Source organism: Natrinema sp. CRL1 (genome assembly GCF_059162405.1).
This window is the reverse complement of the sequence record NZ_JBLVOY010000001.1, coordinates 1-19,934: the sequence shown is the minus strand read 5'-3', so window position 1 is coordinate 19,934 and position 19,934 is coordinate 1. Positions and strand designations below refer to the sequence as shown.

At 62.4% G+C, this 19,934-nt stretch carries 22 protein-coding genes, 2 tRNA genes and 3 rRNA genes; 12 read left to right on the top strand and 15 right to left on the bottom strand.

Annotated elements, in window-relative coordinates:
- Positions 1-48: 48 nt before the first annotated feature.
- Positions 49-261 carry a hypothetical protein gene (locus ACJYUO_RS00135; protein WP_494343396.1) on the bottom strand — a complete coding sequence of 71 codons (213 nt, stop codon included), beginning with the start codon at positions 259-261 and terminating at the stop codon, positions 49-51.
- A gap of 266 nt (positions 262-527) precedes the next feature.
- On the opposite strand from ACJYUO_RS00135, the gene ACJYUO_RS00130 reads away from it, so the two are divergent.
- Positions 528-740: a YgaP family membrane protein gene (locus tag ACJYUO_RS00130; RefSeq protein ID WP_494343395.1), complete on the top strand. Its 213-nt coding sequence runs from the start codon at positions 528-530 to the stop codon at positions 738-740.
- A 31-nt stretch (positions 741-771) separates the two neighbouring features.
- On the opposite strand, the gene ACJYUO_RS00125 is transcribed toward ACJYUO_RS00130, so the two are convergent.
- Both ACJYUO_RS00125 and ACJYUO_RS00120 read right to left on the bottom strand, forming a co-directional pair.
- Entirely contained in the window at positions 772-1,170 is a 399-nt protein-coding gene (locus ACJYUO_RS00125; RefSeq protein ID WP_494343394.1) for a hypothetical protein, read from the bottom strand.
- Positions 1,171-1,446: 276 nt separating this feature from the next.
- Positions 1,447-1,520, bottom strand: a tRNA-Phe gene (locus ACJYUO_RS00120).
- A gap of 222 nt (positions 1,521-1,742) precedes the next feature.
- Between ACJYUO_RS00120 and ACJYUO_RS00115 the strand changes: the two genes are divergently transcribed.
- Positions 1,743-2,189: a DUF7344 domain-containing protein gene (locus ACJYUO_RS00115; protein WP_494343393.1), complete on the top strand. Its 447-nt coding sequence runs from the start codon at positions 1,743-1,745 to the stop codon at positions 2,187-2,189.
- A gap of 362 nt (positions 2,190-2,551) precedes the next feature.
- On the opposite strand, the gene ACJYUO_RS00110 is transcribed toward ACJYUO_RS00115, so the two are convergent.
- Positions 2,552-2,625 (bottom strand) — tRNA-Val (locus tag ACJYUO_RS00110).
- 62 nt (positions 2,626-2,687) lie between these two features.
- Between ACJYUO_RS00110 and ACJYUO_RS00105 the strand changes: the two genes are divergently transcribed.
- The 4 genes from ACJYUO_RS00105 (at position 2,688) to ACJYUO_RS00090 (ending at position 6,034) form a co-directional block, all read left to right on the top strand.
- Positions 2,688-3,356 carry a DUF192 domain-containing protein gene (locus ACJYUO_RS00105; RefSeq protein ID WP_494343392.1) on the top strand — a complete coding sequence of 223 codons (669 nt, stop codon included), beginning with the start codon at positions 2,688-2,690 and terminating at the stop codon, positions 3,354-3,356.
- A 37-nt stretch (positions 3,357-3,393) separates the two neighbouring features.
- On the top strand, positions 3,394-5,340 hold the full coding sequence (locus tag ACJYUO_RS00100; protein WP_494343391.1) for an ABC transporter ATP-binding protein: 1,947 nt from the start codon (positions 3,394-3,396) through the stop codon (positions 5,338-5,340).
- A gap of 73 nt (positions 5,341-5,413) precedes the next feature.
- Positions 5,414-5,650, top strand: coding sequence for a hypothetical protein (locus ACJYUO_RS00095; RefSeq protein WP_494343390.1), 237 nt, complete (start codon positions 5,414-5,416; stop codon positions 5,648-5,650).
- A complete protein-coding gene (locus ACJYUO_RS00090; protein ID WP_494343389.1) occupies positions 5,651-6,034 on the top strand; it encodes a YIP1 family protein in 384 nt (127 codons plus the stop codon). It abuts the gene before it with no gap.
- Between the two features lie 12 nt (positions 6,035-6,046).
- Here the strand turns inward: ACJYUO_RS00090 and ACJYUO_RS00085 are convergent, their stop codons facing one another.
- Complete coding sequence (locus tag ACJYUO_RS00085) at positions 6,047-6,391, bottom strand: DUF5789 family protein (protein WP_494343388.1); 345 nt, start codon at positions 6,389-6,391, stop codon at positions 6,047-6,049.
- A 59-nt stretch (positions 6,392-6,450) separates the two neighbouring features.
- Positions 6,451-7,410: a phosphatase PAP2 family protein gene (locus ACJYUO_RS00080; RefSeq protein ID WP_494343387.1), complete on the bottom strand. Its 960-nt coding sequence runs from the start codon at positions 7,408-7,410 to the stop codon at positions 6,451-6,453.
- Between the two features lie 127 nt (positions 7,411-7,537).
- Between ACJYUO_RS00080 and ACJYUO_RS00075 the strand changes: the two genes are divergently transcribed.
- A complete protein-coding gene (locus ACJYUO_RS00075; RefSeq protein WP_494343386.1) occupies positions 7,538-8,275 on the top strand; it encodes a creatininase family protein in 738 nt (245 codons plus the stop codon).
- Positions 8,276-8,323: 48 nt separating this feature from the next.
- Here ACJYUO_RS00075 and ACJYUO_RS00070 read toward each other — a convergent pair whose 3' ends face one another.
- From ACJYUO_RS00070 to ACJYUO_RS00060, 3 genes are all read right to left on the bottom strand, one after another.
- A complete protein-coding gene (locus ACJYUO_RS00070) occupies positions 8,324-8,812 on the bottom strand; it encodes a DUF5790 family protein (protein WP_494343385.1) in 489 nt (162 codons plus the stop codon).
- A gap of 150 nt (positions 8,813-8,962) precedes the next feature.
- A complete protein-coding gene (locus ACJYUO_RS00065) occupies positions 8,963-10,453 on the bottom strand; it encodes an aldehyde dehydrogenase family protein (protein WP_494343384.1) in 1,491 nt (496 codons plus the stop codon).
- Between the two features lie 110 nt (positions 10,454-10,563).
- Positions 10,564-10,926, bottom strand: a complete 363-nt coding sequence (locus ACJYUO_RS00060) for a dihydroneopterin aldolase family protein (protein ID WP_494343383.1) — start codon at positions 10,924-10,926, stop codon at positions 10,564-10,566.
- A 140-nt stretch (positions 10,927-11,066) separates the two neighbouring features.
- Between ACJYUO_RS00060 and azf the strand changes: the two genes are divergently transcribed.
- Together azf and ACJYUO_RS00050 are read left to right on the top strand one after the other, a co-directional pair.
- Positions 11,067-11,810 carry an NAD-dependent glucose-6-phosphate dehydrogenase Azf gene (gene azf, locus ACJYUO_RS00055; RefSeq protein WP_494343382.1) on the top strand — a complete coding sequence of 248 codons (744 nt, stop codon included), beginning with the start codon at positions 11,067-11,069 and terminating at the stop codon, positions 11,808-11,810.
- Between the two features lie 104 nt (positions 11,811-11,914).
- Positions 11,915-12,886, top strand: coding sequence for an aldo/keto reductase (locus tag ACJYUO_RS00050; protein ID WP_494343381.1), 972 nt, complete (start codon positions 11,915-11,917; stop codon positions 12,884-12,886).
- A gap of 22 nt (positions 12,887-12,908) precedes the next feature.
- On the opposite strand, the gene ACJYUO_RS00045 is transcribed toward ACJYUO_RS00050, so the two are convergent.
- The 3 genes from ACJYUO_RS00045 to ACJYUO_RS00035 all read right to left on the bottom strand — a co-directional run bounded on the left by ACJYUO_RS00045 (position 12,909) and on the right by ACJYUO_RS00035 (position 16,019).
- The gene (locus ACJYUO_RS00045) at positions 12,909-13,523 is read right to left on the bottom strand and encodes a DUF309 domain-containing protein (RefSeq protein WP_494343380.1); all 615 of its coding nucleotides are present in this window, start codon (positions 13,521-13,523) and stop codon (positions 12,909-12,911) included.
- A gap of 582 nt (positions 13,524-14,105) precedes the next feature.
- Complete coding sequence (locus ACJYUO_RS00040) at positions 14,106-15,203, bottom strand: aminopeptidase (protein ID WP_494343379.1); 1,098 nt, start codon at positions 15,201-15,203, stop codon at positions 14,106-14,108.
- A 90-nt stretch (positions 15,204-15,293) separates the two neighbouring features.
- Positions 15,294-16,019 carry a queuosine precursor transporter gene (locus ACJYUO_RS00035; protein WP_494343378.1) on the bottom strand — a complete coding sequence of 242 codons (726 nt, stop codon included), beginning with the start codon at positions 16,017-16,019 and terminating at the stop codon, positions 15,294-15,296.
- A 438-nt stretch (positions 16,020-16,457) separates the two neighbouring features.
- Between ACJYUO_RS00035 and ACJYUO_RS00030 the strand changes: the two genes are divergently transcribed.
- The 3 genes from ACJYUO_RS00030 to ACJYUO_RS00020 all read left to right on the top strand — a co-directional run bounded on the left by ACJYUO_RS00030 (position 16,458) and on the right by ACJYUO_RS00020 (position 19,135).
- Positions 16,458-16,652, top strand: coding sequence for a cold-shock protein (locus ACJYUO_RS00030; RefSeq protein ID WP_006182670.1), 195 nt, complete (start codon positions 16,458-16,460; stop codon positions 16,650-16,652).
- 306 nt (positions 16,653-16,958) lie between these two features.
- Positions 16,959-17,234, top strand: a complete 276-nt coding sequence (locus tag ACJYUO_RS00025) for a PadR family transcriptional regulator (protein ID WP_006429019.1) — start codon at positions 16,959-16,961, stop codon at positions 17,232-17,234.
- A 554-nt stretch (positions 17,235-17,788) separates the two neighbouring features.
- Entirely contained in the window at positions 17,789-19,135 is a 1,347-nt protein-coding gene (locus ACJYUO_RS00020) for an RNase J family beta-CASP ribonuclease (RefSeq protein WP_494343377.1), read from the top strand.
- Positions 19,136-19,253: 118 nt separating this feature from the next.
- On the opposite strand, the gene rrf (ACJYUO_RS00015) is transcribed toward ACJYUO_RS00020, so the two are convergent.
- The 3 genes from rrf (ACJYUO_RS00015) to ACJYUO_RS00005 all read right to left on the bottom strand — a co-directional run.
- Positions 19,254-19,375, bottom strand: a 5S ribosomal RNA gene (rrf, locus tag ACJYUO_RS00015).
- A 74-nt stretch (positions 19,376-19,449) separates the two neighbouring features.
- A 5S ribosomal RNA gene (rrf, locus tag ACJYUO_RS00010) occupies positions 19,450-19,571 on the bottom strand.
- A 134-nt stretch (positions 19,572-19,705) separates the two neighbouring features.
- A 23S ribosomal RNA gene (locus tag ACJYUO_RS00005) occupies positions 19,706-19,934 on the bottom strand; the annotation flags it as partial.

Here is a 19,934-nt window from a genome sequence, read left to right as displayed (position 1 = left end):
GAGAACGCCCCGCCGACCAGTACCATCCGATAGCCCCCGACTGGCTGCCTACTCGAGATATCCTAACCGCTCGAGGTTTTCACGGGCCGACTCGTCGAGTTCGTCGACCGCCAACGCGGCTTGTTCGAGCCTCTTCCGCTCTTGGAGCACTCGCAGCAACTGACGAGAGGTACGGAGTTTGAACCGAAGGTCCGAGTCGTCGATCTCTTCCTGAACGCTCGCCAACATCGTATCGATCGCCTCGGCAGGCGCTTGAGACATCGATTTCGGGTAATTCTGATGCACTCATATACCCAGTGTCGACTCCGAACTGTCAGGAATGATGGTAGAAGCCTAGTAGCAGAGTCGGCATACCGGCGTTCCAATAGACAGCGGACTGGAGCCCGGTATCGAAGACAGTTGACTGAAATTTCGACTGTATCCACACCGACACAGACGCTGGCCGTGTCGAACAGATCGGAGTCGGTGTCTCGATCGGGTTCTGTTTCTCGGGAAAATACAAGTCCGAGGCAACCCATTGGTTGGACATGGTCGAACAGAATGTTGGCGGTCGCGACCGACTCATCCGCACACTACTCGCTGTCGTGTTGACCATCGTCGCGGTACGCACGCTCCGAACCGGGAGTCGTAAGACCGGCTTGGTCGCTCTCGTTGGGGCGTTGGGATTCGGATTCAACGCGGTGACCTGTTTCTGCGGACTGAATCAACGGCTCGGTATCGACACGACGACCGACGAGTAACGATTATTGGTGCCGAGTAGAAAAAGAGGGGTTAGACCTCGCTCACAAGCCGTTCAGCCTTGATCTCCGTTCCCGGTTCGAGTAATTCTGACAGAGAATGCTGGTCGAAGGTATCGAGAAGGACTTGCACCTCTTCAATCGCCTCGCGTGCTTCTGACCGCAGTCGATAGTGCGTTTCGCCGTCAATCCGATTCCGCTCGAAGAACGCGCCCGAACCCGGTTTGCCTGTAATTTCCGATGTTGCATTGATTCGCTTCCCAAATGCGCCCACGACACCTCTAAATTCGTCTTCGTCCCCCCACCGAATCTGGTCGACGAGTTCGCTACTCGGCACCCACTCGTCACGATCATAGAGATATTTTAGCAGAGTGATTTGCCCGCGCGGTATCGACTTCCGCCGAAGAACTTGCTCGAGCGCATGGGAGTTCATCGTTGGTCAGCGTTAGTACACGACTCGCTAAAATCTTCCCGACCGACAACTACAGTTCACTCACTATTTCTCCGAAAACGCTACGCACAGCGGTCACGTTCACACAATTCACCTCGCTATAGGAAGGAATGAAGAGCCTCGGCACGTACAATGTAGTGAAACGCCCGACGGCGAAGGGTGCGTTCGTGAGCCGGTTCAAATCTCTCCGGAAATCGAGAGGGCAACACTACCGAAATCCGCCGCTGTACGGTCAATAGGCAACGAACCGTAGCATTATGCCGCCTCCCGGATTTGAACCGGGGACAGCTCGATCTTCAGTCGAGTGCTCTCCCAGTCTGAGCTAAGGCGGCCTACCCACTTCTCCGTCCATGGTATAAAAAAGGATTTCGAATCGAGATCGTTGTCTCACACCAGTTACAAGAGATGCGATAACCGCGCTCACTGCTCGAGTAGGCCATCGAAAACCGAGTAACGGAGACAATACGGAACTCTCTATACGGGATTACCCATCGTCTGTTGGAATTTCGGATATTCAAGACACCCTTTTGCGCCTCGGGGGGTAATATCATGTTATGGAAGCCCTTACCTCGAGCCGAGAGCAGAAAGAACTCTCCGCTGACACGATCCTCGAGTTGCTGGCAAACCGCCGCCGGCGATACCTCCTCTATGCGCTACGCGGGCAGGAAGATCCCATCGAGCTGTCGACGTTAGCCGAGACGGTCGCGGGGTGGGAACACGACGTCCCGCCGGACGAAGTCGCGAAAAACGAGTACAAGAGCGTCTACGTCTCGTCGGTTCAGTGTCACGTCCCGAAACTAGACGACGCGGGCGTCGTCGACCACAACGAGGACAACCACACCGTCGTCCTCGCGGACAACTTCGCACAACTCGAGCCCTACCTCCGGATCGTCGTCGAGGACGAACCGGAGAATTCGACACTGCACGCCGCCCTCCAGACCGAGTCGGGCGACGGTCTCCTTGGCCAGATCCGAGAGAACGTCGCGCGACTCAAGCAGTAACTCTCCGACGTACGCGGCTGTGTTAGTAACTGATTGCGTAGCTCGTCCGACTCGAGGGCGCTGCTCCGGCCGGTTGCTGTTTCGTATGCATGACCGTCCTCGAACCCGCGGCCGGCACGCGGTCGCTCGAGACGAATTATAGGGACCAAGGAGGATGTCAAGGAGTCGTGGCTGGCGGGTAATTTCGGACTCAAAGCGACGCGAACTGCGATCACGGTGGACCCGCTCTCGGTCTTTGGTTCAGATCGGACTCGAGGTGAACGCGCCGCTCACGGTGGCCATCCAGAAAGGGTAGTTCGGGCGGGTTCGAACCGCCCTCGTTCCACGGACCTGCTGCTCGCGAACTTGCTCGCAGCAGGAAGTGGGCTCGGGCGGGTTCGAACCACCGACCTCGGCCTTGTAAAGGCCGCGTCATGACCAGCTAGACCACGAGCCCGCATCCGCAACGAGTGTGCCCGTCCGAATAACCTTTACTCTCTCGCGGTGCAGGTATCGTTCATGGCACTCGAGTACGTATGGAAAGGGCTGCTCGTGGTCGCCGCCCTCTCCATCGTCGGCGTGGTCCTCGTTCAGGCGGGTGTGGTTTCGGCCCCGTGGGGGCCTGATAGCGGAGAGGTCCGCGTCTTCGACGACGAAGACGGTGAATCGACCGCGGAAGCGAACAACGGAACTGCCGACGAATCCGGTGACGACGACCGCGAACCCAAGGCCGTCGTCGACGTCGAAATTGCGGACGACCAGCAGGAACGCTACACCGGTTTGAGCGATCACGACTCCCTCGAGTCAGGTAATGGGATGTTGTTCATCCACGGCGACGAGTCCGACCTGACCTACGTGATGCGCGAGATGGACTTCGATATCGACATCATCTTCATCGACGCGGACGGCGAGATCACGACGATTCACCACGCCCGCGCGCCCGGTCCCGGCGAGGACGGAAACGATCTCGAGTACTCCGGCCGCGGCCAGTACGTCCTCGAGGTGCCACGCGGCTACGCGAACGAGACGGGCATCGAAGTCGGCGACGAGGTCGAAATCGACCTCGAGTCGAATCGGACGATCATCACCGACGCCGAATCCGAGCCGCTCGACCGGGTTGCCGCGGCGGTTGATCGCGACGCGACCGCGCCAACGGCGGTCGCTGCGGCGGCGTATTTCGATTCGTAGGTAATCCTTATTGCTGGCGGTCCCCGAAACGCGGACAATGAGTGGCGCCGACTGGGACGAGGACGATCCGTTCGAAGAGCAGCGCGAGGAGATCGAGAATCCGATGAAGCGACTGTTTCTCGAGTACGGAACGAACTACAAGGGTGCCGCGGTCGTCGGCGTTATCGCGAGCATCTTCGCCCGGGTGCTGGATCTGCTGCCGGCGCTCATGCTGGGGGTCGCACTCGACGCCGTGATCCGGCAGGAGATTCCCTACGTCGAAGCGTTCCCGGTCGGCGGCGGGCTCGTCGCCCCTTACGTTCCCGAGGGGCGACTAGCACAGTTCTGGCTGACGATCGGGATCATCGCGGGGGCGTTCTTTCTCTCGGCGATCTTCCACTGGACCCGCAACTGGGGCTTTAACACGTTCGCACAGAACGTCCAGCACGACATCCGGACCGACACCTACGACGAGATGCAACGGCTGGACATGGGCTTTTTCGCCGACAAACAGACCGGCGAGATGATGTCGATCCTCTCGAACGACGTCAACCGCCTCGAGAAATTCTTAAACGACGGGATGAACTCCCTCTTTCGGCTGCTCGTGATGGTGCTCGGTATCGGTGGCCTGCTGCTCGCGATCAACTGGCAGTTGGCGCTCGTGGCGCTCCTGCCGGTGCCGCTGATCGCCGTCTTCACCTATCTCTTTATCCAGACCATCCAGCCCAAGTACGCACAGGTGCGCTCGACCGTCGGGAAAGTCAACTCCCGGCTCGAGAACAACCTCGGCGGGATTCAGGTCATCAAGTCCAGTACGACCGAGTCCTACGAGTCGGATCGCGTCGAGGACGTCTCACAGCAGTACTTCGACGCGAATTGGGGTGCGATCCGCACCCGGATCAAGTTCTTCCCCGGCCTGCGCGTGCTCGCGGGGATCGGCTTCGTCATCACCTTTCTCGTGGGCGGTCTCTGGGTGATCTCGGGCCCGCCGGGTCCGTTCTCGGGCACTCTGAGCAACGGGATGTTCGTCGTCTTCATCCTCTACACGCAGCGCTTCATCTGGCCCATGGCCCAGTTCGGGCAGATCATCAACATGTACCAGCGCGCCCGCGCCTCGAGCGCTCGAATCTTCGGGCTGATGGACGAACCCAACCGGGTCGGCGAGGAACCTGACGCTCCCGACCTCGAGGTCTCCGAGGGCTGCGTCGAGTACGATGACGTCTCCTTCGGCTACGACACCGACGAGCGAATCCTCGAGGACATCGACTTCACCGTCGACGGCGGGGAGACGCTCGCACTGGTCGGCCCGACCGGTGCCGGCAAGTCAACGGTCCTGAAACTCCTCTTGCGGATGTACGACATCAATGCGGGCGAGATCCGCGTCGACGGACAGAACGTCCAGGACGTAACGCTGCGGAGTCTGCGCGAGTCGCTGGGCTACGTGAGCCAGGACACCTTCCTCTTTTATGGCAGCGTCGAGGAGAACATCAAATACGGCACCTTCGGTGCCGACCGCGAAGACGTGGTAGAGGCAGCGAAGATGGCCGAGGCCCACGAGTTCATCGAGAACCTCCCCGAGGGATACGACACCGAGGTCGGCGAACGCGGCGTCAAGCTCTCGGGCGGCCAGCGCCAGCGGATCTCCATCGCCCGCGCGATCCTCAAAGACCCCGACATCCTCGTCTTGGACGAGGCGACGAGCGACGTCGACACCGAGACGGAAATGCTCATCCAGCGCTCGATCGACGACCTCGCGGAAGACCGGACCACCTTCGCCATCGCCCACCGACTCTCGACGATCAAGGACGCCGATCAGGTGCTCGTCCTCGAGGGCGGCGAGATCGTCGAGCGGGGAACGCACGAGGAACTGCTCGCAAATGGTGGCCTCTACTCCCACCTCTGGGGGGTCCAAGCCGGCGAAATCGACGAGCTTCCGGAGGAATTCATCGAGCGCGCTCAGCGCCGACAGGCTCGAACCGAAGTCGACGCCGGCGACGACGACTGAACGACGGCCTTGGTTCTTTAGTCCGCGGAAAGTCATCGAAATAATTATTATTCAGATTTTTAGATGTTTGGCCATGTCGGCGAGAACACCGTTGGTCGATCCATCGGAGTATTTCGAATCGGGAACCGAGCTGATCCGAGGGGCCGTCGTATTTGCTCTCCACTTGGTGCTCCAACTCGCGGGAACCTACATCGGGATCATCCTCCTTTTCGATCAGGTCGAAAACCTCGATCCGGAGTTCAGACGAGAAGTGATGTCGATCACGTCCAGCATTCTCGTCGTCGGTGTGATCTTCCTCGTCATCGGGTGAGTGATCGTTGCCGCGATCGTTCACTACGGAAGCGGCGGGTCACGGACAGCGGGGTCGTTTGCCGATGCGCTCACCGTCGCCGGTTGGGCCTACGCTCCCAACGTCGCCGCGTTCCTGCCGTCGTTCTTCTATCAATGTCGATACATCCAGCAACTCTCGTTCGACGGCTCCGATCCGGCGCCGCTCGTAACCGAATTCGAAGCAATGCAAGCAGAGCTAACGATGTCCTCGTTCCGGCTTCTGATTCTGGCTCTCGTGACGGTCTGGAGCGTGTATATCCTCGCATACGGTATCGCCGAGACACACGACGTCTCGGTCGAAACGGCCGCGACGCCGGCAATCGCCGTTGGGGTTGGCTCAGTGCTGTTCGCACTCCTCGGGTGAGCGGGACCGTGCTTAGAACGATTCCTGCTCTTCCTGCCCGCCCTGATCCGGTGCGCCCTCGTCCTGTCGGTCTTCGCCCGTGGCGGGCGGCGTGCGGTCGCTGTAGTTCTTCCGCCCGATCGCTTCGTCGCCGACCATGTTCATGATCGCCCCCTCGACCTCCTCGTAGTCCCGATACTCGTCTTCGCCGAGCGGGCCGATGAGGTCCTCGAGGGTCGTCGTGTTGCCGCTCATCTCGATCGTTTCGTCGCCGTGTTCCTCGAGGAGTTCCTCGTGGCCGATCGGGTACTCTTCGGACTCGAGTTTCTCCTGGAGATCTCCGAGTTCGACGCCGAGTTCGCGACTGTCGTCTGGCATACGTAAACTGACGAGAGGAAGTCGCAAACGGGTTGGGCCTGCGTTCGCCGTGGTACGGTTCAGCAGCGCGTCATCGTCTCGACGGCCGTCCGTCGCGGGACGACCACCGCCGGCAGCACCGACAGGAGTCCGAGGAGCGCAGCCGACGCGACCAGTTTCGGGCGGCCGCTGAGGGCACCGACGCTGCCGACGGCAGCCAGCGGGACGAAGGCGGTTGCCAGCGCCCTCGCCGGGGGCTCTCTCGGAGACTGCTCGAGGGGGAGCGGCTCGACCGCCGTTAGCGTCGTGTCGGCGAGCCAGCACGCGAGTCCCCCGGCCGCGAACGCGGCGTACTCGACCGCGCTGTCCGCGCGTCCGCTGGTGACCATCGCTACGACGGCCAGCCCCAGCGCGAGCGCGAACGCGGTGAGCGTCCGATCGACCGGCGAGTGCTCAAGCAGCCGCCACGCCGCGGCGAGGTAGCAGCCGCCGACGGCGACTCCCGCGACGACATCGAGCGGGTAGTGGACGCCGAGGACCAGCCGGGTGAGACAGACCGCGGCGACGATCACCGCGGCGGCCGCGAGTCGGAGTCGGCGCGTCCCGGCCTCGAGTACCAGCGCGAACAGGCCGTAGGTGACGGTCGCGCCGACCGCGTGACCGCTCGGAAAGCCGTAGCCGTCGGCACTCGCGATCGACGCGTAGCGCGACTGGGTTGACGAGGAAAGCACTGCCGGGTCGGGCGTCGCGAAGTCCGGACGCGGGAGCGCAAAGCGGTGTTTCAGGGCGGTCATCACCGCCAGCCCGCCGACGATGACGGCGACGATCCACGGGCCGTCCGGTCGCCGCACAGGTCGGTCGCACTCGAGCGACGCCGGCGCTCCCGTTGCCCGCTGCCATGCGACTGCCCACGACGCGCCGATCCCGAGCACGAGGAGAAACCAGCCATCACCGAGCTGTGTTACCGCTGCAGCGATGGCTCCGGCCCACGCTGGAACGCGGTCGTGAATCGCCTCGAGAACGGTTGCACCGCGGTACATACGACCCGACTTCGACGACGCCGGACATAACGGACGGGCAAGAACCTGCAGGGCACACTGACGGTACCCGAGACCGCGAGTCTCGGCCACCGCGGGTTTCATGGCTGCACGGACGACATACTCCGTCATGGATCTCACAACGGCGACGTGGACGGACGTGCGGGACCTCGAGACGGACCTCGCGGTCGTCCCCGTCGGGAGCACGGAACAGCACGGTCCCCACGCGCCACTCGGAACCGACGTGCTGACCGCAGAAGCGGTCGCCGACGCCGGCGTCGAGCGGGTCGACCGCGAGGTTGTACGCGCGCCGGCGATTCCAGTTGGCATCGCAGCGGAACACCGCCAGTTTCCCGGAACGATGTGGGTCTCCGAAGACACCTTCCGGGATTACGTCGCCGAGGCCGTCTCGAGCCTCGCACACCACGGGTTCGACCGAGTCGTCCTTGTCAACGGCCACGGCGGGAACGTCGACGCACTCCGGGAAGTCGGCGGCCGACTCACGCGGGCGGGCGACGCCTACGTCGTCCCCTTCACGTGGTTCGAGGGGGTCGGCGAACACACCGCCGACATGGGCCACGGCGGGCCGCTCGAGACGGCACTCCTGCGCCACATCGAGGCGGAACTGATCGCCGAAGAACGGATCGACGAGGCTCGAGCCGGCGCTGCCGACGGTTGGGGTGACTGGACGAGCTACGTCAATCTGGCCTACGACGCGGCGGAGTTTACGGAAAACGGCGTCGTCGGCGATCCGAGTGAGGGCAGCAAAGAACGGGGTGAGGAACTGCTCGAGTTGGCGACAGAGACGCTGGCTCGGCTCCTCGAGGCGGTCGCCGAGCGCGACGTTTCGCGGCCCGAGCACCGATAAGCCGCGGACTGAAGTACCCGCTGAACGCGATGGCCCGCTTGAAGCGAGTTACTCTTCGTCTTCTGCTGTCTCCGCATCCCCGTCGGCGTCCGCTTCCTCGTCCGCGGCATCGTCGGCCTCCTCCTCGTCTTCGTCCGCATCCGCGGGACCCGCGTTCTGGAGCGTGCCGCGCAGCGCCGGAATCGTCGACGTGAGTTCGCCGACCTGTTCGCCCGCCTCGGCGATGTCTTCGATGGCCTCCTCGAGGTCCGCGATTTCCTCCTCGAGGTCCTCGGCGTCGTCGAAGGCGTCGGCGCGCTGGCCCATGGTGAACCACTTTTTGGCGTCACGGAGGTCGTCTTCGGCGTCGCCGGCCTCGAGCGCCGAGTTGAGTCCGTTGAGGACGCCAAGGACGTTGTCGGCGTCGGTCTCCCAGACGTCGTCGGCAGCGGGCAGTGCCGCCCACGCGTCCGCGAGCGAGGATTCGACGTCCTCGCGCATCTCGTTGGCCGCTTCCCCGAACAGTTCCTCGTCGTCGCCGAGCGTGGCTTGGCTCATGTCACCGTCTTTGCGGGCACCGAGGTTAAAAGGTAGCCCGAAAGTGAAAGTGAAATCGGTCGGAAGCGGATCGATATCGGGCGAACGACGGCGGGATTTCGAAAGGAAGGTCATCGCACGGTGTGGCCGCGGACCGGTCGTCGGTCGAGATCAGAAGGGGTACTCCCGCGGCTCGTGTTGGACCGAGATCCACTTCTTCTCGGTGACCCGATCGAGGATTTCCGTGCTGTTGTAGCCGCCGGATCCCGACGCTTTCGTGCCGCTGAAGGGCACGTGGGCCTCGTCGTTGATCGGTTGGTCGTTGACGTGAACCATGCCGGTGTCGAGCCGTTCGGCGATCTGCATCCCGGTTCCGACATCGCCCGCGTGGACCGACCCGGAGAGGCCGTACTCGGTATCGTCGTGGAGTTCGATCGCCTCCTCGATATCGGAGAACGGAACGACCGGCGCGATCGGGCCGAAGTGCTCGTTGCACGCGGCGGACATGTCGTTGGTCACGTCCGAAAGCACCGTCGGCGCGACGACCAGTGAGTCGTCCACACCCTCGACACCGACCGTCTCGCCGCCGGTCTCGAGGGTCGCTCCGGCGTCGACGGTCTCCTCGACGTACTCGAGCATTTCGTCGCGCTGGCCCTCGTCGATGATGGGGCCGACGACCGTGTCCTCGTCGTGGGCGCTGCCGACTGGGAGCGAGGCCGCGCGGTCAGCGAGGGAAGCAACGTACTCGTCGTAGATGTCCTCGTGGACGAGGTGGCGGTTGATGGAGATACAAACCTGTCCCTGATGGACGAACGAGCCGAACGTTCCCGCGTCGACCGCCGCCTCGAGATCGGCGTCGGCGGTGACGATGTGGGCGTTGTTCCCCCCGAGTTCCATCGCCGTCACGGAGAGGTTCTCGCCGGCTTTCGCGGCGACACCGCGGCCGACAGGCGTGGAGCCGGTAAAGGCGACCACGTCGCTTTCGGGGTGTTCGACGACCGCGTCGCCGATGTCTGAGCCGTGGCCGGGAACGACGTTGAGCAGGCCGTCGGGCAGGCCCGCCTCCTCGTAGAGCTTCGCCATCAGGAGCCCGCCCGTGATCGGCGTGTTCGAGGCCGGTTTGACGACGACCGCGTTCCCGGTCGCGATAGCCGGCGCGATCGCCCGTCCGGAGAGATTGAGCGGGAAGTTCCACGGCGAGATGACCGTGACCACGCCCTGTGGCTCCCGGCGGACGAAGTTCTCCTTGCCGGGGATATTGGAGTCGGCCTGCTCGCCTTTCAGCCGACGGGGGAAGGTCGCGGCCTCGTTGGCCTGATCGGTCGTGATGCTGACCGAGGTCTCGCCCAGAATCCGCGAGCCGCCCGCCTCGGCGGCTAGTAGCTCGATAATCTCGTCTTTATACTCCTGAATCGCCCGCGCAAACGCCTGCGCGACTCGTTCCCGCTCGGCCGGCGGCGCGTTTTCCCATTCAGCCTGTGCTGCCGCGGCGGCCTCGTAGGCGGCGTCGACATCGGACTCGACGGCCGCGGGTACGCGTGCGACCGCCTCGCGCGTCGACGGATCCTCGACGGCGATCTCCCCGTCGCCGTCCGAGGGCGTCCACTCGCCGTCGATGTAGAGGCTGTTCCACTCGTCGTCGATCGAGAGTTCCGGTCCCATCGACCGCGTTATGCGGACCCGACTGAAAAGCCGATGGCGAGCACTCCCAAGGACTCGCCGCCGTTACCAGCTCGAGCGACCGATAGCGCCCCCGCCGAATCGTCTTCGCTTTAGCCGTCTCGAACCGACTCGAGTCGCATCAGCGGATAGCCGTCCTCCATTTCCATGTGGGTGAGGACCTCACAGCCCTCGTAGTCGACGACGATCTCGACCTCGAGGAACCGGCCCGTGAGTTCGGTGTAGTCGGCGGTCGATTCTTCGAGTTCGGCCTCGAGTGCCTCGAGACGAACGTCGACGGTCACCTCGGTACAGTGGGGCTGGTTCTCGATCGATTCCTCCATCGCCGTCGCGAGGCTGGCGGCGCTGTCGGGCGAGATCGGCGCGCCGGCGAACTGGTGGTAGAGCGTGCCGAACTTGATGCCGGCCTCGAAGCAGGCGGCTTCGGCGTCGGTGGGTGTCGTGTCCGGAGGCATATGCGAGTGCTCGCGGGCGGGCGGGAAGGGGGTTGTGATGTCTCCGATTCGTTGGCACGGCTGGGAGGCGCGTGCCACCACCGACCGCACCGACGCGGAACCGCATGGTACTTATCGGCGCTTTCCCTCACACCGAACGAATGGCACAGTCAGTCCTGCTCACGGGGGCTGCGGGGCGGGTCGGAGAGGCCATCCTCGGCGGCCTCGCGGACGACCACGAGTGGCGGTTATTGGATCGCGATCCGCCGACGGGCGACCACCCGGGCAAGTTCGTCGTCGCGGACATCACGGACGACGAGGCCGTCCGCGAAGCGATGGAGGGAATCGACGTCGTGATCCACCTCGCGGGCGACCCGCGCCCGGAAGCGCCGTGGGACAGCGTACTGACCAACAACATCGACGGCGCACAGACGGTCTTCGAGGCCGCCGTCGACGCGGGCGTCGAGAAGGTCGCCTTCGCCTCGTCGAACCACGCCGTCGGCAACTACGAGACCGACGAGCGCACGCCCGAGATGTACCGCGAGCACGACGAGTATCTGCTCGACGGCACCGAACTCCCCCGCCCGAGCAACCTCTATGGCGTCTCGAAGGCCGCCGGCGAATCGCTCGGGCGCTACTACCACGACGAATACGACCTCTCGGTCGTCTGCGTTCGCATCGGGAACCTCACCGAAGGCCACCCGCCGATCGACTACGAGCGCGGGCAGGCGATGTGGCTCTCCTACCGCGACTGCGCACACCTCTTCGACCGCTGCATCCGGGCCGACTACGGCTACGAGATCGTCTACGGAATCTCCGACAACGACCGGAAATATTACTCGCTCGAGCGGGCTCGCGACGTGTTGGACTACGATCCGCAGGACAACTCCGCGAACCACGACTGACGCCAGCAGACGCAGCGGGACCGATCCCGGCGCGTTTTTCCCAAAGCCGGCAACCGACTTGGACGAGCCACGACGTTTTGTCGCCGGCCGTCGCAACTGGCCCCATGGAGTACACGACCCTCGGTTCGACGGGCATGACAGTCAGCCGCATCTGTCTTGGCTGTATGAGCTTTGGGACCGGTCGAGAGTGGATGCTCGAGCCCGAGGAAAGCGAGGAACTCATCGAGCGCGCGATCGATCTCGGAATCAACTTCTTCGATACGGCCAACGTCTACTCAACGGGCGAGTCCGAGGAGATTCTCGGCGACGCCCTCGCGGGCTATGACCGCGACTCGCAGGTCGTCGCGACGAAGGTCTTCGGCGAGATGGACCCCGACAACCCGAACGCGAGCGGGCTCTCGCGCAAGGCGATCGAGCAGGAACTCGCAGCGAGCCTCGATCGGCTGGGCATGGACACGATCGATCTCTATCAGACCCACCGCTGGGATTACGACACGCCGATCGAGGAGACGCTGCGCGCCCTCGACGACGCGGTCCGGCGCGGACAGGTACGGTACGTCGGCACCTCCTCGATGTGGGCCCACCAGTTCGCCGAGGCCATACACACCAGCGACGCCCTCTCACTCGAGCGGTTCGCGACGATGCAGAACCACTACAACGTCCTCTACCGCGAGGAAGAACGCGAGATGTTACCGCTGTGTGAGAACGAAGACATCGGCGTCATCCCGTGGTCGCCGCTGGCCCGCGGCGTCGCGACCCGCCCCCACGAGGAGATCGAGTCGACGACGCGGGGCCAGACCGACCAGTACCTCGAGCAGATGTCCTATCTCCAGGGCGGCGGCGAGGCGATCAACGAGCGGATACAGGAACTCGCCGACGAGAAGGGCGTCTCGATAGGCCAGATTTCCCTCGCGTGGCTGCTCCACAAGGACTGGGTCGACGCCCCGATCGTCGGCACCACGAGCGTCGAACACTTGGAGGACGCCGTCGAGGCGCTCGAGATCGACCTCTCCGACTCGGATATGGAATATCTCGAGGAGCCCTACGAGCCGCTGCCGGTGGCGGGCCACGAGTGAGCACGGCTCTCGCAGCGAGGGGTTAGAACAACCCTTTCACGTCCTCCTCGCGAGCGCGGCGTCTGCCGACGTGGTCGGAGAGGCGCTGGAAGATGATCCCGCGATGGTCGTCCTCGCGGACGAAATCGAACAACAGCGTGATGAACTTGCTGTCGTCCGCACCGTCCTCGAGGTCCCGCCGAGCGTACGTGCGAGCCCGCTCGATGGGCTCCTCGTCGTATCCAAACTCCTCGGCGAGGACGACCGCCGCGATCGCGGTCGGTTCGAACGCGAGCGCTGTCAGCGTCGGAACGGTGCCCTCATGTTCGATGCGAACCGGCGGCCGGCGCTCGACGACCTCGGGATCGGCCGCAAGCCGGGCGAGAAACGACCGCACGGGCTCGAGTCGAAGGTCGCGGTAATCGGCGGGCAGGGCCGCGAGATACTCGCCGGCGCTCTCAGCGAGCCCGACGGCTCCCTCCCAGTTGCGTTCCCGAGCGTGAAACACCGCGCCGCTGTACTGGATGAGGCCGTGGAGCAGGCGCTCGTCGTCGCTACCGGCCTCGAGTTCGAGCCAGCGGTTCTCCCAAGCGTCGTGGGCGGCGTGATAGTGGCCGTCGTTGAAGATGGCGACGCCCGCCCGGAGCCGATCGCGCATACCCGTGGTTGGGGCTCAAGACTCGAGAGCGTGACGAAAACGGTGACCGCCGGATATTCCGTCGTGCGACGGCGGGCGGTCTCGACCGGGAGAGCGAGACCGCAACGCCGGACGACCGACGGCGCGCTCCGCCTCCGGCAGGGCGGGCAGACAACTGAGGACGGTTCCTCGGGACGGGGAGTCCCAACCGGTTACTGACCGCCACCGGTTCGGCGGTACTCGAGATATGTCGCCCCATCTGTATTAGTATGCGATTGCTTCCCCAGTTCGGGGATGCCTTCGGCGGGGTGTAAGCGGTTCTTACCGGTGCTCGAGCGGCGGTGCTGTCTTCCCCGTGACATCGAATCGATCCGTCACGTGTGCCGACCAAATCGACGATTCGTCGGTCGTCAAGAAAGGGTACGACGCGACTGGCCTGCGAGACCGCGCACCTGCGTGACTCAAATCCCATCGTCCTCGAACCGGAAGGCCCCGTTGCGATGGACGACCGACACCGAATTTTTTCCGCTCGGGTTGCAGCGGCAACCCGTCGCGCAAAAATGTCGATGAAAAACCGTCGACTCACACCGTTTGTCGCCGTTGCTATCCTTCGAAGCTGTTCTCCCAGCGGAACCGCCCGTTGCGCTGGACGATCTCACCGTCTATCTCGAGCTGGGAGTCCGCGCTGACGTCGGTAATCAGATCGACGTGGACGTCCGACTCGTTGCCGGACTCGCCGTCGGGCAGGCAGGCGTCGTAAGCCCGGCCGAGTGCCAGATGGACGGTATCGCCCATCTTCTCGTCGAAGAGGATGTTGTCCGTGTAGCGGTCGATACCGCGATTCATACCGATTCCGAGTTCGCCGAGCCGACGCGCACCGGCATCCGTCTCGAGGATATCGCCGATCACGTCCGCACCCTGCTCGGCGTCGTAGTCGACGACCTCGCCGTCCTCGAATTCGAGGCGGACGTTCCGGACTGACTCACCCCGCAGCGTCATCGGCACGTCGAAGGTCACCTCCCCCTCGGTCGCGTAGGGCGCAGTGAAGACCTCGCCGCTCGGCAGGTTGTGCGAGTCGTAGGCGACCGACGCGGCGCTGTTGACCGCCGTCCGGCCCTCTATCTGCATCGTGAGGTCAGTCTCCCTCGAGACGAGCCGTACCTCGCAGCCCACATCGAGCAGGCCTTTCAACTGTGCCATCTCGTCGGCCAGCGCCTCCCAGTCTCGTAGGATAGCGTTGTAGGCGAAGTCTTGGTACTCCTCGTAGGCCATGTTGGCTTGCTGGGCGAGCGACCGCGTCGGATGGACCGTCGACACCCACCGGGTCCCCAGCCGGGTTTCGCGGATCTCGCTTCTGGCTCTGTTGTAGGCCCGCCGTCGATCACCGGGAACGTCGGCCGTCGCGCTCGTGTTCCGGCCGCCGCCGAGCGAGAGGTAGACGTCTGCGTGTTCGACTAGCGCGAGTTCGTGGGCCGGATTCTCGTCGAAGTCGCCGTCGTGGGCCCTGAGATAGGCCCGCGTGATCTCGCCAGAGCCGTAGGTCGCGAGCAGGTTCGCGCCCCGCTCCCCGAGTTTCTCGGCGACAGCCACCGCCAGCTCGTGGGCGTCCGGCCCCACCGAGAGCACGACATCGTCGCCCGCCTCGATGCGGGCGCTCCAGTCGACCAGCACGTCGGCGTGTTCGCGTACGCGTTCGTCCATATCTCACCCTCTCGAGCGGGCTACTAAACGCTCCCCGTTCGGACCGTGGCCTGCTCGAGTCGGTAACGCAGGTCGTTCGGAACGCGAAACTCAGGCTGCGTGAGCGTCGTCCGCGGTCACTCCCTCGTGCGAGCGCACGAGCGAGACGATCGCATAGACGACCGGCGTATCCAAAAGAGCGATCGCGAGTTTCAGCACGTACTGGCCAACCATCAGCGAGAGGATGATGTTCATTGGGGGAACGGTACCGACGCCGAGGACCGCGGGCGCGACCGCGAACGCGACCGAGACGAAGATAACGGTATCGATCGCCTGGCTGCTCGCCGTCGACGCGATGTTCCGGAGCCAAAGCTTCTCGGACCCGGTGTAAGATCGAATGCGATGGAAGACGAGCACGTCCCAGTTCTGGCTGACGATATACGCTAACAGGCTTCCGAGGACGACATTCGTGGACGCGCCCAGGGCCGTCTCGAACGCCGCGGGATCGACGCTCGAGGGGGACGCAGGTGCGGCGATCGTCGACCAGACCAGCGCGAGGACGACGAAGTTCAGGACGAATCCGACGTTGACGACGATCTGAGCCGCTCGCCGGCCGTACAACTCCGTGTAGCAGTCGCTCGCGAGAAATGTCAGTGCATACGCGAGCGCCGCACCGGGCAACGCGAGTTGCGCGCCCGTAACCGGGAGCGCGAACGGCAGTTCGAACGCGAGAATCTTCGAGGCGGTCAACTGTGCCGTCACGAGCGCCGTGACGAAGAGGCCGATCAGCGCGACCTGCGCGATCGTCGGCCCACCGTGGTTCCCAGTCTGACTCATACAGCCGCGTATCAATCGGATCCACGTAAGCGGTGCTATTCGGCGATTATTAGACGATGGGTATACCCTGACTCGAGTATGCCCGAACGGTCGTGTTCCGAGGTACCACGGCTCGAGAACGACGATCAAGGTTCCCTCGTTGCCCCTTCTGGACGAACAGTCGATTAGGGGCGAAGAGAAACACGGAGCTGAACCCGTATGTGGCGGCTCTCGTAGGAAGGGGCAAAGCAACGACAGCATCGAAGCGACTGCACACCAAGTGCGAACGATCTACGGCCGGTTTCTCGCTGAGACTTCTCGGAGAACGTTCAAAACTGATTCCGCGATTTCACAGAGCATCGACGGCCGATCGTCGAATTCAAATTGGAATTGTGTTTGTTTCGACAGGCAGTTCGTAACACAACTGTTATACGTATCCCGGGCCTCGATTGAATTGCAATGGCGAAAGGAAACGTTGATTTCTTCAACGACACAGGCGGCTACGGTTTCATTGAGACGGACGACGCAGACGATGACGTTTTCTTCCACATGGAAGACGTTGGCGGTCCGGACCTCGAAGAAGGCACAGAGATCGAATTCGATATTGAACAGGCCCCCAAGGGCCCCCGCGCCACCAACGTCACCCGCCTGTAATACGGCTTTTTACGTTCGGTAACGGGTTTCACACTTCAACTACCATTCTTCAGCGCACTACTTGACTAGCGGCGGCTGTCCCTCCCGAGACAGGATGGATAGCTCGCCCGTAGTCTCAATGCTACTCGTCGGGTTCTCGAGTCCTGTGCAAGCGGGGACGAACTGCCGACTGTAGGCTCTGGTTATCAGACGAAACGACAGACAGTACCACGAATGACTTTGTTAGCTTCGCTGAACGTACTGGAAACAGTTGATACGAAATCGATAACAAATAGTCGGGTTCCCGTCCGTCCACCTGAGTACAAAATGGACGATTTGACAGGGTTTCAACGCGACCTTCTGTACGTGATCGCAGGAGCCGATCAACCGTCGGGCCAAGACGTAAAAGACGAAGTCGAGACATATTACAACAGTGAGATCAATCACGGGCGGTTGTATCCCAATCTCGATACACTCGTTAACAAAGACCTCGTCGAGAAAGGCCAGCTCGATCGGCGAACTAATTACTACGAGATCAGTGATCGCGGCCAGCAGACCATCGAGGAGCGCCGCGAATGGGAACAGCAGTACATCGAGGACTAACCGCCCGACCCGTCCTGCGATACCGTCCCCACCGCGTCACAGCCGGGACACCAGAGCGACGGCTCTCTCGAAGCCGCTCTACTCGAAATATTATCCAGCCCTGCGGTGTGACAGCCACAGCGGCAGCGACCGGGGCGTCTCTCGCAGAAGCCATCGGTTCGAACGGTCACTGGAGTGACGACCGAAAGGACTCTCTCCCGAGGTTCGATTGCGACCTCGATTCTGCAGTCGTCGACGACCAGCGCCCGGATCGCGTGTCGAAACGCGCCTCGCCGCTGTGGGTCGAACTCGTGCCGTAACACTCCGCGATCGACCGGCTTCCCGATCCGATCGTCGCTTGCGTCGCCTGGTTTCTTTCTCCAAAACCCAGAACTACTTACGTCGGGAGAGCGGTTGTTCTACTAACCGAAATAGGCGCTGTCCTTGGCGCAGTCTGGACGGAACGTTCAACGCTAAGGACGTGACCGAGGATTCGCTCACGTGCAGGACGTTTCTGCTCCCGCGGCCATCCGGCCACGAGACTGTCCGCAGGACAGCTATGATCGGCCCTACCAATGGAAATAGAAATTGCGACAATTGGCGGTTACGAGGAAGTCGGCCGACAGATGACGGCTGTCCGCGCTGGCGACGACATCGTGATCTTCGACATGGGTCTGAACCTGTCGAAAGTACTCATTCACGACAATATCCGAACCGAAGGGATGCACAGTCTCGACCTGATCGACATGGGTGCCATCCCCGACGACCGGATCATGAGCGACCTCGAGGGCGACGTGAAGGCCATCGTGCCGACCCACGGCCACCTCGATCACATCGGTGCGATCAGCAAACTCGCACACCGATACGACGCACCGATCGTTGCGACGCCGTTTACGCTCGAACTGGTCAAAGGCGAACTCGAAGAGGAAGGAAAGTTCAACACTGACAACGATCTCGTCGAAATGGAAGCCGGCGAAACCATGTCGATCGGCGATAGCGGCGTCGTCGACCTCGAGTTCGTCAACGTCACCCACTCGATCGTCCAAGCGATCAATCCCGTCCTCCACACGCCCGAAGGTGCCATCGTCTACGGCCTCGACAAGCGGATGGACCACACGCCCGTTATCGGCGACCCGATCGACATGGAGCGGTTCCGCGAGATCGGCCGCGAAGGTAAGGGTGTCCTCTGTTACATCGAAGACTGTACCAACGCGAACAAGAAAGGGCGCACCCCCTCCGAGAACGTCGCCCGCGAACACCTCCGCGACGCCCTCTACAGCATGGAAGACTACGAGGGCGGCATCGTCGCAACCACCTTCTCGAGTCATATCGCCCGCGTGAAATCGCTGATCGAGTTCGCTCGCGACATCGGCCGCCAGCCGATCCTCCTCGGCCGCTCGATGGAGACCTACTCCGGGACCGCAAAACAGATTGGGATCGACTTCCCCTCCGACGTCGAGATGGTCGGCTATCGACAGTCCATCGAGCAGACGTTCGAGCGTATTATGAACGAGGGGAAAGAGAATTTCCTCCCCGTCGTCACCGGTCATCAGGGAGAACCCCGTGCAACCCTCACACGAATGGGCCGCGGCGAGACACCCTACGAACTGGAGGAAGGTGACAAGGTCGTCTTCTCGGCACGAGTCATTCCGGAGCCAACTAACGAAGGCCAGCGCTACCAGGCCGAAAAGCTACTTCGCATGCAGGGCGCACGCATCTACGACGACATCCACGTCTCCGGCCACCTTTGTCAGGAGGGCCACTACGAGATGCTCGACGCGCTCCAGCCCGAGAACATCATCCCGGCCCACCAGAACATGAGTGGCTTTTCGGGATACGTCGATCTAGCGTCCAACCGAGGATACAAACTCGGACGTGATCTCCACGTCACCTCGAACGGCAACATCATCGAGCTCGTCTAAGCCAGCCAACTGCGGTACTTCGCTTTTCTACTCTCTTTCAGACTCGAGTAGAGATAGCGCTGTGAGAAACAAATACGAAAAACCCGCACAGTAGCTACTGTGCGGGTTGAAAGTATGAATGAAGCGGCGAAACGGATTTTCCAGAGGGTCGCCCACTCCAGTACTGACCGTAACGTAGGCGAGCTTATCTTCCGTGTTCGGGATGGGTACGGGAGGAACCTCGCCACTGTGGCCGCTGTAATACCGATCGGCGGAATCGAACCGCCGTCAGACCACTATCGGGATCGCAATTCGACCGGATTGGTCGATATGAGTGGTGGCGGCGAAACGGATTTCCCAGAGGGTCGCCCACTCCAGTACTGACCGTAACGCAGGCGGGCTTATCTTCCGTGTTCGGGATGGGTACGGGAGGAACCCCGCCGCTGTGGCCGCCGTAATGCCGATCAACGGATTCGAACCGTTGTGATACCAATATCGGTGTCGGTGGTGTGTCCAAGACCGTAGTATACGTGTAGTCCAGTTTGCGTCCGGACCCGTTCGCGCGTCACGGATCCAATGCGATGTAGTGTATGAGTGTGTGGCTTGGCCGATTAGTGCTCGCGGACTCAACACCTCGTTGCCTTGGTGCGTACATCCCGAGTCTATCGATCTCGTCTTCTACGAGTGGCCTCGGTGGTATCTCTTTTTCAGGTGGGTTTCGAGCTTAGATGCGTTCAGCTCTTACCCCGTGGTGCGTCGCTGCCCAGCACGTGCCCTTCCGGACAGCTGGTACACGAGTGGCACCCATTCGTAGTTCCTC

Bases quoted from the DNA above. Each gene is read 5' to 3' on its own strand.
- ACJYUO_RS00135 (WP_494343396.1), bottom strand. From the start codon at position 261: ATGTCTCAAGCGCCTGCCGAGGCGATCGATACGATGTTGGCGAGCGTT.
- ACJYUO_RS00130 (WP_494343395.1), top strand. From the start codon at position 528: ATGGTCGAACAGAATGTTGGCGGTCGCGACCGACTCATCCGCACACTA.
- ACJYUO_RS00125 (WP_494343394.1), bottom strand. From the start codon at position 1,170: ATGAACTCCCATGCGCTCGAGCAAGTTCTTCGGCGGAAGTCGATACCG.
- ACJYUO_RS00115 (WP_494343393.1), top strand. From the start codon at position 1,743: ATGGAAGCCCTTACCTCGAGCCGAGAGCAGAAAGAACTCTCCGCTGAC.
- ACJYUO_RS00105 (WP_494343392.1), top strand. From the start codon at position 2,688: ATGGCACTCGAGTACGTATGGAAAGGGCTGCTCGTGGTCGCCGCCCTC.
- ACJYUO_RS00100 (WP_494343391.1), top strand. From the start codon at position 3,394: ATGAGTGGCGCCGACTGGGACGAGGACGATCCGTTCGAAGAGCAGCGC.
- ACJYUO_RS00095 (WP_494343390.1), top strand. From the start codon at position 5,414: ATGTCGGCGAGAACACCGTTGGTCGATCCATCGGAGTATTTCGAATCG.
- ACJYUO_RS00085 (WP_494343388.1), bottom strand. From the start codon at position 6,391: ATGCCAGACGACAGTCGCGAACTCGGCGTCGAACTCGGAGATCTCCAG.
- ACJYUO_RS00080 (WP_494343387.1), bottom strand. From the start codon at position 7,410: ATGTACCGCGGTGCAACCGTTCTCGAGGCGATTCACGACCGCGTTCCA.
- ACJYUO_RS00075 (WP_494343386.1), top strand. From the start codon at position 7,538: ATGGATCTCACAACGGCGACGTGGACGGACGTGCGGGACCTCGAGACG.
- ACJYUO_RS00070 (WP_494343385.1), bottom strand. From the start codon at position 8,812: ATGAGCCAAGCCACGCTCGGCGACGACGAGGAACTGTTCGGGGAAGCG.
- ACJYUO_RS00065 (WP_494343384.1), bottom strand. From the start codon at position 10,453: ATGGGACCGGAACTCTCGATCGACGACGAGTGGAACAGCCTCTACATC.
- ACJYUO_RS00060 (WP_494343383.1), bottom strand. From the start codon at position 10,926: ATGCCTCCGGACACGACACCCACCGACGCCGAAGCCGCCTGCTTCGAG.
- azf (WP_494343382.1), top strand. From the start codon at position 11,067: ATGGCACAGTCAGTCCTGCTCACGGGGGCTGCGGGGCGGGTCGGAGAG.
- ACJYUO_RS00050 (WP_494343381.1), top strand. From the start codon at position 11,915: ATGGAGTACACGACCCTCGGTTCGACGGGCATGACAGTCAGCCGCATC.
- ACJYUO_RS00045 (WP_494343380.1), bottom strand. From the start codon at position 13,523: ATGCGCGATCGGCTCCGGGCGGGCGTCGCCATCTTCAACGACGGCCAC.
- ACJYUO_RS00040 (WP_494343379.1), bottom strand. From the start codon at position 15,203: ATGGACGAACGCGTACGCGAACACGCCGACGTGCTGGTCGACTGGAGC.
- ACJYUO_RS00035 (WP_494343378.1), bottom strand. From the start codon at position 16,019: ATGAGTCAGACTGGGAACCACGGTGGGCCGACGATCGCGCAGGTCGCG.
- ACJYUO_RS00030 (WP_006182670.1), top strand. From the start codon at position 16,458: ATGGCGAAAGGAAACGTTGATTTCTTCAACGACACAGGCGGCTACGGT.
- ACJYUO_RS00025 (WP_006429019.1), top strand. From the start codon at position 16,959: ATGGACGATTTGACAGGGTTTCAACGCGACCTTCTGTACGTGATCGCA.
- ACJYUO_RS00020 (WP_494343377.1), top strand. From the start codon at position 17,789: ATGGAAATAGAAATTGCGACAATTGGCGGTTACGAGGAAGTCGGCCGA.